The organism is Paenibacillus sp. PL2-23 (assembly GCF_040834005.1).
Classification (GTDB): Bacteria; Bacillota; Bacilli; order Paenibacillales; family Paenibacillaceae; genus Pristimantibacillus.
In genome coordinates, this window is sequence record NZ_CP162129.1 from 5,471,742 (window position 1) to 5,484,239 (window position 12,498).

The following is a 12,498-nucleotide window of genomic DNA, read 5'->3' on the forward strand; positions in this document are numbered from 1 at the left end:
TAGAATGGAGACCAACATAAGATGAATATAGATCTGCACACCCACGGCAAGCTGTCCAAAAAAACCGACTTCTCCCTCGACTACTTCCTCTCCATGGCGAGAGAAGCAACGGAGAACGGATTGAACGCGATTGCTCTCACGGAGCATTTCAACACCCGTCATTACTTCGATATGATGGATCAGCTGGATGCTTCGTTCGACTATAGAGGAGATTATTATGAGGTGGAGGGGCTGCGCGTATTCTCCGGCATGGAGGTCGATGTCCGAGACAAGGGCCATATTCTGATGATCGGCCATCGCGACCTCATCCGTCAGCTGCGGCGCGAGCTGGAGCCTCATGTCGAGAAGGACAGCTTCATCCCCCTGGATACACTCCTGGATCGCACGGAGGGCTTGCCTCTTCTGCGCATCGGCGCGCATCCTACACGCGTAAGCACACCGCTGACGCATCATGACCCGCAGGTGCTGACCCGATTGGACGCCTTCGACCTGAACGCCAAGGATCTGTATGAGGCTGGTCCCGAGACAGCTGCCCATGTCAGAGAGCTTGCCGCCCATATCGGGCTGCCAGTCACCGCGGGAAGCGACTCGCATCAGCCGCTGCAGTTCGGCAGTGTGGTGAACAAGCTGGAGCAGACCTGCGATACGGCGGAGCAGCTTCGCGCCATCATTCGGGAAGGACGCTATACGCTCGACATCTCGCCTTGCCTGCATGTGAAGGTGAAGGGAGCGCAGATGATGAAGGAGCTGCTGAAGCGCTCTATGGTTGTGGCGTAGGGTAGGATAGGGTAGGGGCTATCCCGTCAAAGGTAATCAAGAAACGGCGTGCTACGTGCATTTTTTGTCCATGCACAACAAAAAAGCGGCACAGGGAGGCTCTCCCCGCGCCGCTATTCCTATTGTTAGAGTTGGCTGTTATAGTCCAGTCATTCCGCCGCCGAACAGCTTCGTTAATTCATCCGTCGTCAGAGCGTCCGCCGGAAGCTCAGGGAGCTCCAGCTTCTTGTTCAGCTCGGAGTATTCCGAGGTCATCGTCAGTCCCACAGAGCCGTTCATGCCAGTCTCCTCGTCCTTGATCGACACGGCAATCTTCGCCGCCTGATAGACCAGGTAGTCATCCTTCACCGCGCCTGTCAGCTCCAATACGTTGAACTTCAGGTTGTTCTGCAGCACGTTCAGAATTTCCGTCTTGTTCGTCTCCAGATCCGTCTTCGCCTTCTCCAGCTCGGCCTTCTCCATCTGGATGTACGACAGGAAGGCTTCATTGGCCAGCAGAATGTCCAGCACCTCTGGAAGCGCGTTATTCACCAGCGTCTCCACCGTCTGCGCATAATTGTCTTCGCTGATCGCGAACTTCACGACCCGCTCCGCCTTCAGGCCCTCCGGCAAGCCCGCGTCAGACACCTTCACTTCACTGAAGTACGTCTTCTCGTCAAAATGCTTCAGCAACGCAGCCGACAGCTCCTGCACCAGCTGCTGCTGCAACGCCATATCCATCTGCGGCAGCTCCGTGCCCTGCTGCTGAGCCAGCTCTTCGAGGTCCAGCACTACGTATTTATCCGCGATCGTCTCCGGAATGCCCAGCATCGGAATATTCGGGATCTTCACATACATTTGCTCCGCTGTCATGATCATCGGAATCGCCAGCTTCATATCCATCATGCCCGGAAGAGTGATCTCCATATTCATATCTACGCGCATAGGATCCTTCTGGAAGATGGCGTCTGCCTTGATCGTCGCATCCTTAATCATGCCCGCTACCGCAGCCATGGACAAGCCCATGCTGGCAGCGTCAGCCGATTCCGGCAACAGCAGCTCGTCAAGCTGGATTGTCATGGAAGACTTGTAGGAGCTTGCGTCCATCGTCTTGGCCGTCGCGTTCAGGAGCGCTTCCTTAGGCGGCGTTTGGGTACTGCAGCCAGCAATAGCGACCGTCAGCACTAGCATCATGATAAGTGCGCAGCGTTGAAACCATTTCATCAATCGGTTACCTCCACTAACTCTTGTATTTGTCACAGCATCTCCATTCTATAATAATGTGGGTGCAATTAGAAGGTTTTGGAACAAAAAAACACCCGTACCAGCATTTGCTGCTGATACGGGCTCCACGTCTAGCCTAACCCTCCGGGTTCAGATGGCTGACGTGATTTTTTTTCTTCACCTTTTTGGAACCGGAAATTGGCGTAGGCATGCCGCTGTCGTCATCCTGCCGCTTCTTCTCGTTATGGGGAACGGCATCCGGATTCGGTACGCTTCTAGGTTTGCTCATCGCAGGAGCCTCCTCTTACAATAGTCAGTTGCTGCCGCTTTCTTGATGCTCCAGGTCAGTCGGCTGATCGAAGTTGAGCGCATCCTGATGGCGGCGATCGTTCTTATCCTGATTCCATTGCTGCGCTTGATGGCTGTTCACGGGCTCCGCAGCAAGCGCCTCGACCACGTTGGACAAGTTTTTGTCCGCCGTTCCTTTGGCTTTTGTCATGTCTGCACTCTCCTTACGCGTGAGTCAGCTCACGAAGCGCCTGCGCGCATTCGTGCAGATGTCTCTGATAATCATGTATCAACTGTTGAATAATATCGGTACGCTCATCTACCGTGACATTGTCCCTCTCCACGTCGATCAGCTCAACCTTGACCTCCCGGGTGTCCACGTAAGTCACCTTGAAGTCGAACTCGTACATCTGGTGTCCCGCTGAATGAATGGTGACGCGCAACGCTTTGTCGTCTGCCTCGTCACTCTTGACCTCGCAGCGATCGGAGCTGTTCATGGTGCGGGGCAGCGTACGCTGCCAAGCGTCCGCAAGCTGCTGCGGCTGGATTCGAAGCTCATCAGATTTCGCCATAAGTAATAGCACCTCCACAGACTTAAGATGCGATGGCAGCGCCCTTTTTATACGATCCCCGGCGACCTCGCCCCAACAACGATCCCTCGTGGCGTTATTGACCGCTCCTGCACCTCTTTCGCCGCTATAGCCACACCTCGTGGCGTTGCTCCACCAATTTCCTGCTCCCGAGCACCAACAACGATCCCTCGTGGCGTTATTGACCGCTGCTGCACCACATTGGCCACTATAGCCACACCTCGTGTCGTTGCTCAACTAATTTCCTGCTCTTGAGCGCCAACAACGATCCCTCGTGTCGTTATTACTCGCTCCTGCACCACTTTCGCCGCTATAGCCACACCTCGTGTCGTTGCTCCACCAATTTCCCGCTCCCGAGCCCCAACAACGATCCCTCGTGTCGTTATTACTCGCTCCTGCACCTCATTCGCCGCCATAGCCACACCTCGTGTCGTTGCTCAACCCATTTCCCGCTCCCGAGCGCCAACAACGATCCCTCGTGTCGTTATTGACCGCTGCTGCACCTCATTCGCCGCTATAGCCACACCTCGTGTCGTTGCTCAACTAATTTCCCGCTTCCGAGCGCCAACAACGATCCCTCGTGTCGTTATTGACCGCTCCTGCACCACTTTCGCCGCTATAGCCACACCTCGTGTCGTTGCTCAACTAATTTCCCGCTTCCGAGCGCCAACAACGATCCCTCGTGGCGTTATTGACCGCTCCTGCACCACTTTCGCCGCTATAGCCACACCTCGTGTCGTTACTCAACCCATTTCCCGCTCCCGAGCGCCAACAACGATCCCTCGTGTCGTTATTGACCGCTGCTGCACCTCATTCGCCGCTATAGCCACACCTCGTGTCGTTGCTCAACTAATTTCCCGCTTCCGAGCGCCAACAACGATCCCTCGTGTCGTTATTGACCGCTCCTGCACCACTTTCGCCGCTATAGCCACACCTCGTGTCGTTGCTCAACCAATTTCCCGCTCCCGAGCACCAACAACGATCCCTCGTGTCGTTATTGACCGCTGCTGCACCTCATTCGCCGCTATAGCCACACCTCGTGTCGTTGCTCAACTAATTTCCTGCTCCCGAGCGCCAACAACGATCCCTCGTGTCGTTATTAACCGCTGCTGCACCACATTGGCCACTATAGCCACACCTCGTGTCGTTGCTCCACCAATTTCCCGCTCCCGAGCGCCAACAACGATCCCTCGTGTCGTTATTGACCGCTGCTGCACCACTTTCGCCGCTATAGCCACACCTCGTGTCGTTGCTCCACCAATTTCCCGCTCCCGAGCGCCAACAACGATCCCTCGTGTCGTTGCTCAACCCATTTCCTGCTCCCGAGCCCCAACAACGATCCCTCGTGTCGTTATTACACGCTCCTGCACCACTTTCGCCGCTATAGCCACACCTCGTGTCGTTACTCAACTAATTTCCCGCTCCCGAGCGCCTTCCCCCAGTCCCACCAGCAGCCCGCCCGCACTTGCCAAAAAAATAAAAAAACGCCCGGACGCGCATCGCATCCGAACGTTAGTGTCAGGCCTTTTAATGGTAGATTATTCATTTTAATGGCGGAGAGGATGGGATTCGAACCCATGTGGGCTTGCACCCTAACGGTTTTCAAGACCGCCCCGTTATGACCGCTTCGGTACCTCTCCACATATCAAGTTACTGCGTCACAAAAAACATTGTACCACAGGTCAAAAATACATAGCAAGCTCTTCTTGACCTATGGTACCCGGAATCGCACCTGTAAATCATGGTTGGCGAAGCAGCCGTTGCCTTACCCGTTAACGAGCGGCAATTACGTCAATGCCGCCCATATAAGGACGCAGCACCTCCGGAATTACGACCGAGCCATCCTCCTGCTGATAGTTCTCCAGCAAGGCGGCTACCGTACGGCCAACCGCCAGCCCAGAGCCATTCAGCGTGTGCACGAACTCCGGCTTGCTCTTCGGCTCCCGGCGGAAGCGGATGCCCGCTCGGCGTGCCTGGAAGTCCTCGAAGTTGGAGCAGGACGAAATTTCGCGATATGTATTCGCGCTAGGAATCCATACCTCCAGATCGTACGTCTTCGCCGATGTGAAGCCCATGTCTCCCGTACACAGCGTCAGCACGCGGTATGGCAAGCCAAGCAGCTGCAGCACCTTCTCCGCGTCGCTCGTCAGCTTCTCCAGCTCGTCATAGGAATCCTCCGGCTTCACCAGCTTCACCAGCTCGATCTTGTTGAACTGATGCTGGCGAATCAGGCCGCGCGTATCCCGGCCCGCCGAGCCCGCTTCGGAGCGGAAGCAGGCGCTGTATGCCACGAAATTTTTAGGCAGCGCGTCGGCATCCAGGATTTCCTCCCGATGAATATTCGTCACCGGCACCTCAGCTGTCGGGATGAGATAATATTCGGTATCCTTCAGCTTGAACAGATCCTCCTCGAACTTCGGCAGCTGCCCTGTACCAATCAAGCTGTCGCGATTCACGATATACGGAGGCAGAATCTCCTCGTAGCCATGCTTGTCGCTGTGCAGATCCATCATGAAGCTGATCAGCGCTCGCTCCAGCCTTGCGCCCAGCCCTCTGTAGAACGTGAAGCGCGAGCCTGTCACCTTCGCCGCACGCTCGAAGTCGAGAATGCCCAGCTCCTGCGCGATATCGTAGTGCGCCTTCGGCTCGAAGCCGAACTGCGGCAGCTCGCCGACACGACGCAGCTCCACATTTTCTTCCTCAGACGCGCCAACCGGCACGGACTCATTCGGAATGTTCGGAATGCTCAGCATCAGCTCGTCCACTTGGACATCCATCTCGCGCAGCTCGTCGTCAAGCGCTTTGATCCGGTCGCCTACCTCGCGCATCTCGACAATAAGCGCCTCAGCGTCCCCGCCCGTTTTTTTCAGCTTCGCTACTTCCTGCGACACCGTATTACGGCGATTCTTAAGCTGCTCCGTCTCCTGAATCACCTCGCGGCGCTTCTGATCCAGCTCAGGGAAGCCCGCAATCAGGTCAAGCGATGCACCACGATTCTTCAGCGCTTGCTCCACCTTCTGGAACTCTGTACGTAACAATTTGACATCCAACATGTAAGATCAAAGCTCCTCTCTCGAGAGCGTAATAGGTCCTATTCTTGCCTGCTCTTGACTGTGTCCTTGACTGCTCTTGCCCGCTCTTTCCTGCTCTTGCTCCCGCAAGCTTATGCCCGGGCAGCAGCCGCTTCCTTCACCATGCCGACAAAATATTCATGCAGCCTATAATCATCCGTCAGCTCAGGATGATAAGACGCCGCCAGCAGCGTGCCTTGCCTTGCCGTCACAATCTCGCCCTTGTATTCGGACAAGACCTCCACGCCTTCACCTACCGACTTGATCAATGGCGCGCGAATGAACACCGCACGTACCGGCTCGTCAATGCCCTTCACCTCAAGATCCGTCTCGAAGCTCTCGCGCTGACGGCCGAACGCATTGCGCGCCACCGTCATATTCATCAGCTGCAGATGCGCCTCTTCCTGGCCCTCAATCTCATTAGCCAATACAATCAGCCCCGCGCATGTGCCGAACAGCGGCTTGCCGTGGGCCGAGAATCCGCGAATCGCATCCATGAAGTCATACTTGCGCATCAGCTTGCCGATCGTCGTGCTCTCCCCGCCTGGAATAACCAGACCGTGCAGCTCCTCCAGCTGCTCCACCCGTTTAACAGCGACCGCCTCCGCGCCCGCCGCCTCCAAGCTTCGCATATGCTCCGCTACAGCGCCTTGCAGCGCCAGAACGCCAATCTTCATCGTCTTTTCGCCACCTTTTGTAAAAGGCCGGCCTCCCCCGAAGGCTTGGCCGGCTTGTCTGCTTGCTGTTATCTATACTTGCTGTTAGATGCCGCGGTCCTGCATACGCTCAGCAGCATGCAGCTTGCTGATCTCGATGCCTTTCATCGGCGTGCCGATGTTCTTCGACACTTCCGCGATCAGCTTGTAATCCGTATAATGAGTTGTCGCTTCCACGATTGCGCGGGCGAACTTCTCCGGATTGTCGGATTTGAAGATGCCGGAGCCTACGAATACGCCGTCAGCGCCCAGGTGCATCATCAGAGCCGCGTCGGAAGGTGTCGCTACGCCGCCTGCCGCGAAGTTAACAACCGGCAGCTTGCCAGTCTCATGAACGCCGAGCAGCAGGTCGTAAGGCACGCCCAGCACTTTCGCTTCATTATAGAGCTCGTCCTTCGACAAGCCTTGAATCTTGCGAATCTGGCCATTGATCAGACGAAGATGGCGCACAGCCTCCACGATGTTGCCCGTGCCTGGCTCGCCCTTCGTACGAAGCATAGCCGCTCCCTCTTGAATACGGCGAAGCGCTTCGCCCAGGTCCTTCGCTCCGCATACGAACGGAATCGTGAACTCGTTCTTGCTGATGTGGAACACTTCGTCCGCCGGCGTGAGCACTTCGCTCTCATCGATGTAGTCCACGCCCATCGATTCCAATACCTTCGCTTCTACATAGTGGCCGATACGGGCTTTCGCCATAACCGGAATAGAAACGACCTTCATAACCTCTTCAACGATGGTCGGGTCAGCCATACGGGCTACGCCGCCTGCTGCGCGAATATCGGAAGGCACGCGCTCAAGCGCCATAACCGCCGTTGCGCCTGCCGCTTCCGCAACCTTCGCTTGCTCGGCGTTCATAACGTCCATGATGACGCCGCCTTTTTGCATTTCTGCCATACCGCGTTTGACGCGCGATGTACCTGTTTCCATGTGTTTCGTTCCTCCTATTGTTCATCCCTTGGATGTTGGAATGTAGATATATACCGCAGTAGCTCTAACCATTGATTTTACAGGAACAACGGATAATCGACAAGCCTATATTCCCTGTTATTCGCTCGGAATTGGAATACATGAATTAGAACAAGTCCAAAATGCCGTTGAACAAATTCGAGAAGAAATCGCCGATCGCGCGGAAGAACAGCTTGAACCAGCCGGCCTTCTCCGCTTCCTCCGTCGTCACCAGATTGACCGTATACTCCAGGTTCTGTCCCGTCGCCTCATCCGCATACGTGTAGGTGACCGTTCCGACCTTCGTGCCAGCCGCGATTGGAGCAACCAGCTCGCTCTCCGGTACCAGCTCGAAGCCCTTCATCTCGATCTGCGACTCCTTGCCCTTCATTACCATGAACGTAATGTCCTTATCGGTGACCACAGGAATCTCCTTCAGCTTGCCCTTCTTAATCTTGACGGTTTCCACGGTTTCTACCACGGATTTCGGCGGCAGCACCGTCTTTTTCTCGAAGGTCGCATACGCATAGTTGTACAGCTTCGCCGTTTCGTAGAAGCGCGCGTCCTTCGTCGAGGTATCCATTACGACACTGATGTAGCGGATATCGCCCTTTTTGACCGTTCCTGTGAAGTTGTAGCCCGCAGCGTTAATGAAGCCCGTCTTCATGCCGTCAACGCCCTCATAAGCCAAGTGTCTCAGGTATTCATTATTCACATTCGAGCCCAGCATATAGTTGAAGTTAATCATCGGCTTGGTGTCGCGCTCGCGGAACTTATACTCCTGCAGACTGGAATATTCCAGGAAGTCGGGATGCTCCAGCAGAATATGACGAGACAATCTCGCGATATCCTTAGCCGACATCACCGTCGTATCCTCAAAGCCCGTCACACTGGTGAAATAAGCCGAGGTCAAGCCCAGCTCTCCCGCCGTCGCATTCATCTTCTCGATAAAAGCCGCCAGGCTGCCCGACACTTGAATCGCCAGCGCCTTCGTTGCATCATTCGCGGAGCCAACCGCCATCGCTATATATAAGTCCCGGACCGAATGCTGATCGCCCGCAGCCAGATAGATCTGCGATTCCGACGGATCGGTATTCGCAGCTTCAGGATGCACGCTGACGATATCCTCCCACTTCATTCGTCCGTTCTTGATTTCATTCAATACGAGATACTCCGTCATCAGCTTCGTCATGCTTGCAATCGGAAGCGGCAGATCCGGCTCAACCTCGAACAGCACTTGCCCCGATTCCGCTTCGATTAGAATGGCGGACTTCACCTGCAGGCCTAACGCATTCTCCGTGCTGGGCCTATTGTCGAACCCTACAGCCAGAGCGCTCGGCGCACCCAGAGACAACACAGCAACCCACAATGCCAGACATGCTGCTGTGACCGACAACCATCGAACCGGTCTTCCCATAACCTTCAATGTCGTTTCCCCTTTTCCCAATAATTTCGCCACAGCTAATTGTAACATAGGAGCACACCCCTATTAAACCTCATTATCGTTCACCCGCTTGTCAAAAATGAAACAAAACCCGCCCATGACGGCCTTCCAGCAAAGGCAGTCACAGACGGGTCCGATGGTGTCGCCGGTCGCGCCGGCTTCCATTGCTTACAGGGAGTAGTTCGGCGCTTCTTTGGTAATTTGCACGTCATGCGGATGGCTCTCGCGCAGGCCTGAACCTGTAATACGCACAAATTGCGTATCATTGCGGAGCTCCTCCAGCGTCGACGTACCGCAGTAGCCCATGCCGGAGCGCAGACCGCCAAGCAGCTGATGCACCGTGTCAGCCATAGGTCCTTTGTAAGGAACGCGGCCCTCAATACCCTCCGGAACAAGCTTGCTCTCGTTCTCCTGGAAGTAGCGGTCCTTGCTGCCTTCCTTCATGGCGCCGATCGAGCCCATGCCACGGTATACCTTGAAGCTGCGGCCTTGGAAAATCTCCGTCTCGCCAGGGCTCTCAGCCGTACCCGCGAACAAGCTGCCGATCATAATCGCGCTTGCGCCGGACGCAATAGCTTTGGTCAGATCGCCGGAATACTTGATGCCGCCGTCCGCAATAATCGGTACATTGTATTCTCTGGCCACCGACGCGCAATCGTAGATTGCCGTAATCTGAGGAACGCCGATACCCGCGATAACGCGAGTCGTACAGATCGAACCAGGACCGATACCAACCTTAACGACCGATGCGCCTGCTTCGATCAGATCGCGTGTCGCTTCGCCTGTCGCTACGTTGCCCGCAATAATCGTCAGCGCTGGATACGCTGCGCGAAGCTTGCGAACCGCTTCGAGAATGTTGATATGATGGCCATGCGCCGAGTCCACGACAAGCACGTCGATACCCGCGTTCACCAGCGCTTCCGCGCGGTCCATCGTATCCTTGGAGATGCCAACCGCCGCGCCGCACAGCAATCTGCCATGCTCGTCCTTCGCAGCGTTAGGGAATTGAATCGCCTTCTCGATATCCTTGATCGTGATCAGGCCCTTGAGCGTATTCTCATCATCCACCAGAGGAAGCTTCTCGATCTTGTGCTGCTGCAGAAGCACTTCCGCTTCCTGCAGCGTCGTGCCAACCGGCGCCGTCACCAGGTTGTCGCGCGTCATCACTTCACTGATTTTAATGGAATAGTCATGTACAAAACGAAGGTCGCGATTCGTCAGAATGCCGACCAGCTTCTTCTCTTCGTTCACAATCGGAACACCGGAAATGCGGTATTTGCCCATAAGCTCTTCCGCATCATACACATGATGGTTCGGTGTCAGCGAGAATGGATTCGTAATAACGCCGCTCTCGGAGCGCTTCACGCGGTCTACTTCCTCCGCCTGCTGCGCAGCCGACATGTTCTTATGAATAATACCGATACCGCCCTCGCGCGCGATGGCAATCGCCAAAGCGGATTCCGTTACGGTGTCCATGCCTGCGCTGATGAGCGGGATGTTGAGCTTGATGCTGTCGCTTAACCGTGTCGAGATGTTAACCTCTCTTGGCAGCACTTCTGATTTGCGCGGAACAAGCAAAACGTCGTCGAACGTTAGCCCTTCTTTAGCGAATTTCGTTTCCCACACGAGTATGTTCCTCCCTTGTTTTCATTGCCTCTGACGTATATTATTGCAATATTAGCAGAGGGGGTAGGGGCTGTCAAGGCAGGGAAAAAGCTGTAATGGCGCGGTTTTTCCCAGCTTTAATTATGCAGAATTTTGACAATCTTCAGAAAAAGTCCGGTAAATACGGCGTTCTCGCCGGAATTCGAGCTTGTAAGCGATTTAATGCTTCCGATGGACCTTCAATCCCATTCGAGCGGCCCCAATCGTTCGTATTCCGGTATCCCAGCAGCCATGAGGTTAACGCTCCAATTCCCAGCTTCACGACCTCGCCCTCCTCTGGCGCCGCGCTCGAACGAGCAATCTCTGCCGATCCGTCTGCCGCGATATGGAGCTGGTACCAGCCATTATTCCAGGGTGCATGCTCGTCCGCAACTTCCAAGCACACTCGGTCCTCCTGTTCCGCAGCCAGGAACGGGTATTCCTTCAAGAAGGCTTCAACCTCCACAATACGCGCCATAAAATAAGGCATAACCTCCTGCCGGATTCGCGGATCCGGCAAAACATCGGTCAGCCGATCATCGATCGGCGCAGTCCATACCACCTTCTGGATCATGGAATCATGCTGCCCGATGAATGACCAGATCGCATCGTAAGCGCCTCGCGTCAGATAGACGAGCTCGTGAATCGTCAGTGTCGATTCCTTCACCTCATAGATCAGATATCCTTGCGCGTTACCCTCGCTATCCTTATAGAGGACAGGCTGCCCCGGCTTCCTATTAGGAATACGGTGCTTCCACCACAGCTCGGATCTGGTTAGAGAGCCGTTATATCTGCTTGCATACTTCTCGTACACATCATGTAAACCTTCATAGCTTACCTGTCTTTCGAAGCCGCCGCTGTAAGGCTTGCGCGGAGGCAGCTGAGCTGTCTGAATGGTGTAAGTCTTGTGCTCCGTATAGGTCTCCCATCCATATCTGCGATAAAAGCCGAATGCGAACGGATGCAGGAACGACACATTCTGCCCCTTGTCACGCATGCGCTGAAGCAGATGAACGAGCAGCTTCCCGACATAACCTTGCCTCCGATGCTCCGGCCAAGTCGCCACACCTGCAACTCCACCCATAGCGAACAATCGCCCGCCAATATAAGTGGACAAGCTCATGACAGTGGCCTGTGCCGCCAGCTGTCCCTCTACGATCACGCCCCACCGCTCGGACGGCTCCTCTGAGATCCGAATCCGATCCTGCTCCAGCTGCTGCTCGGACCTCGTATATTGGAACGCAAACTGCGACAGCCTCATGCTCTCCTGGAACTGCTCTTCACCAAGGAGCTCCAACCTCACTTGATCCATCCCCTAACCTCCCTCGACCTAAGGATTGCTTCACTTGGTGTTATCATCTCACAATTCATCAGCTATGTTCAACCGATCGATCCACCTATGTTGAGTCAACAGCACCGCTCCCTCGACGCTTCAAGCTGGCGACATCATTTCAAGCACCGTCCCACCTTACACGACCACACATCGGCTATAATCTTGCACATTCGCATCAATTTGACTCTACACTAACTTTCCGAGCATTAATTACTGCAGATTCGCAGGATTTACATCCCCTACGTTGCAGCCTGCGAATAATGCTGCAAAAGTACATCAATTTCTTATATTTGTTTGCTCAAACGAGGAATTGCTGCGATTATACATCATTTCAAGCACACTTCTACCTTACACAACCACACATCGCCTATAATCCTGCACATTCGCATCAATTTGACCCGGCACTAACTTTTCGAGCATTAATTACTGCAGATTTGCAGGATCAACATCCCCTACGTTGCAGCGTGCGAATAATGCTGCAAAAGTA

13 protein-coding genes and 1 tRNA gene are annotated in these 12,498 nt (G+C 54.7%); 1 reads left to right on the forward strand and 13 read right to left on the reverse strand.

Annotated elements, in window-relative coordinates:
- The first annotated feature begins 21 nt into the window (after window positions 1-21).
- A complete protein-coding gene (locus AB1S56_RS24220) occupies window positions 22-777 on the forward strand; it encodes a PHP domain-containing protein (RefSeq protein WP_340873506.1) in 756 nt (251 codons plus the stop codon).
- Between the two features lie 138 nt (window positions 778-915).
- Here AB1S56_RS24220 and AB1S56_RS24225 read toward each other — a convergent pair whose 3' ends face one another.
- The 13 genes from AB1S56_RS24225 to eis all read right to left on the reverse strand — a co-directional run bounded on the left by AB1S56_RS24225 (window position 916) and on the right by eis (window position 11,990).
- Window positions 916-1,980: a hypothetical protein gene (locus AB1S56_RS24225; RefSeq protein ID WP_340873507.1), complete on the reverse strand. Its 1,065-nt coding sequence runs from the start codon at window positions 1,978-1,980 to the stop codon at window positions 916-918.
- Between the two features lie 136 nt (window positions 1,981-2,116).
- Entirely contained in the window at window positions 2,117-2,269 is a 153-nt protein-coding gene (locus AB1S56_RS24230; protein WP_340873508.1) for a small acid-soluble spore protein P, read from the reverse strand.
- A 24-nt stretch (window positions 2,270-2,293) separates the two neighbouring features.
- Entirely contained in the window at window positions 2,294-2,479 is a 186-nt protein-coding gene (locus tag AB1S56_RS24235) for a hypothetical protein (RefSeq protein ID WP_340873510.1), read from the reverse strand.
- 13 nt (window positions 2,480-2,492) lie between these two features.
- The gene (locus AB1S56_RS24240; protein ID WP_340873511.1) at window positions 2,493-2,840 is read right to left on the reverse strand and encodes a hypothetical protein; all 348 of its coding nucleotides are present in this window, start codon (window positions 2,838-2,840) and stop codon (window positions 2,493-2,495) included.
- 251 nt (window positions 2,841-3,091) lie between these two features.
- Window positions 3,092-3,274, reverse strand: a complete 183-nt coding sequence (locus AB1S56_RS24245) for a hypothetical protein (protein ID WP_340873513.1) — start codon at window positions 3,272-3,274, stop codon at window positions 3,092-3,094.
- Between the two features lie 633 nt (window positions 3,275-3,907).
- Window positions 3,908-4,096 carry a hypothetical protein gene (locus AB1S56_RS24250; RefSeq protein ID WP_340873514.1) on the reverse strand — a complete coding sequence of 63 codons (189 nt, stop codon included), beginning with the start codon at window positions 4,094-4,096 and terminating at the stop codon, window positions 3,908-3,910.
- A 313-nt stretch (window positions 4,097-4,409) separates the two neighbouring features.
- Window positions 4,410-4,498 (reverse strand) — tRNA-Ser (locus AB1S56_RS24255).
- A 132-nt stretch (window positions 4,499-4,630) separates the two neighbouring features.
- Window positions 4,631-5,911, reverse strand: coding sequence for a serine--tRNA ligase (gene serS, locus AB1S56_RS24260; RefSeq protein ID WP_340873516.1), 1,281 nt, complete (start codon window positions 5,909-5,911; stop codon window positions 4,631-4,633).
- Between the two features lie 110 nt (window positions 5,912-6,021).
- Window positions 6,022-6,606: a pyridoxal 5'-phosphate synthase glutaminase subunit PdxT gene (gene pdxT / locus AB1S56_RS24265; protein ID WP_340873517.1), complete on the reverse strand. Its 585-nt coding sequence runs from the start codon at window positions 6,604-6,606 to the stop codon at window positions 6,022-6,024.
- Window positions 6,607-6,690: 84 nt separating this feature from the next.
- Window positions 6,691-7,572, reverse strand: coding sequence for a pyridoxal 5'-phosphate synthase lyase subunit PdxS (gene pdxS / locus AB1S56_RS24270; protein WP_340873518.1), 882 nt, complete (start codon window positions 7,570-7,572; stop codon window positions 6,691-6,693).
- Window positions 7,573-7,717: 145 nt separating this feature from the next.
- Window positions 7,718-9,064 carry a D-alanyl-D-alanine carboxypeptidase family protein gene (locus AB1S56_RS24275; RefSeq protein WP_340873520.1) on the reverse strand — a complete coding sequence of 449 codons (1,347 nt, stop codon included), beginning with the start codon at window positions 9,062-9,064 and terminating at the stop codon, window positions 7,718-7,720.
- Window positions 9,065-9,202: 138 nt separating this feature from the next.
- On the reverse strand, window positions 9,203-10,660 hold the full coding sequence (gene guaB, locus AB1S56_RS24280; RefSeq protein WP_340873522.1) for an IMP dehydrogenase: 1,458 nt from the start codon (window positions 10,658-10,660) through the stop codon (window positions 9,203-9,205).
- A gap of 142 nt (window positions 10,661-10,802) precedes the next feature.
- A complete protein-coding gene (gene eis / locus AB1S56_RS24285) occupies window positions 10,803-11,990 on the reverse strand; it encodes a GNAT family N-acetyltransferase (RefSeq protein WP_340873523.1) in 1,188 nt (395 codons plus the stop codon).
- Window positions 11,991-12,498 lie beyond the last annotated feature (508 nt).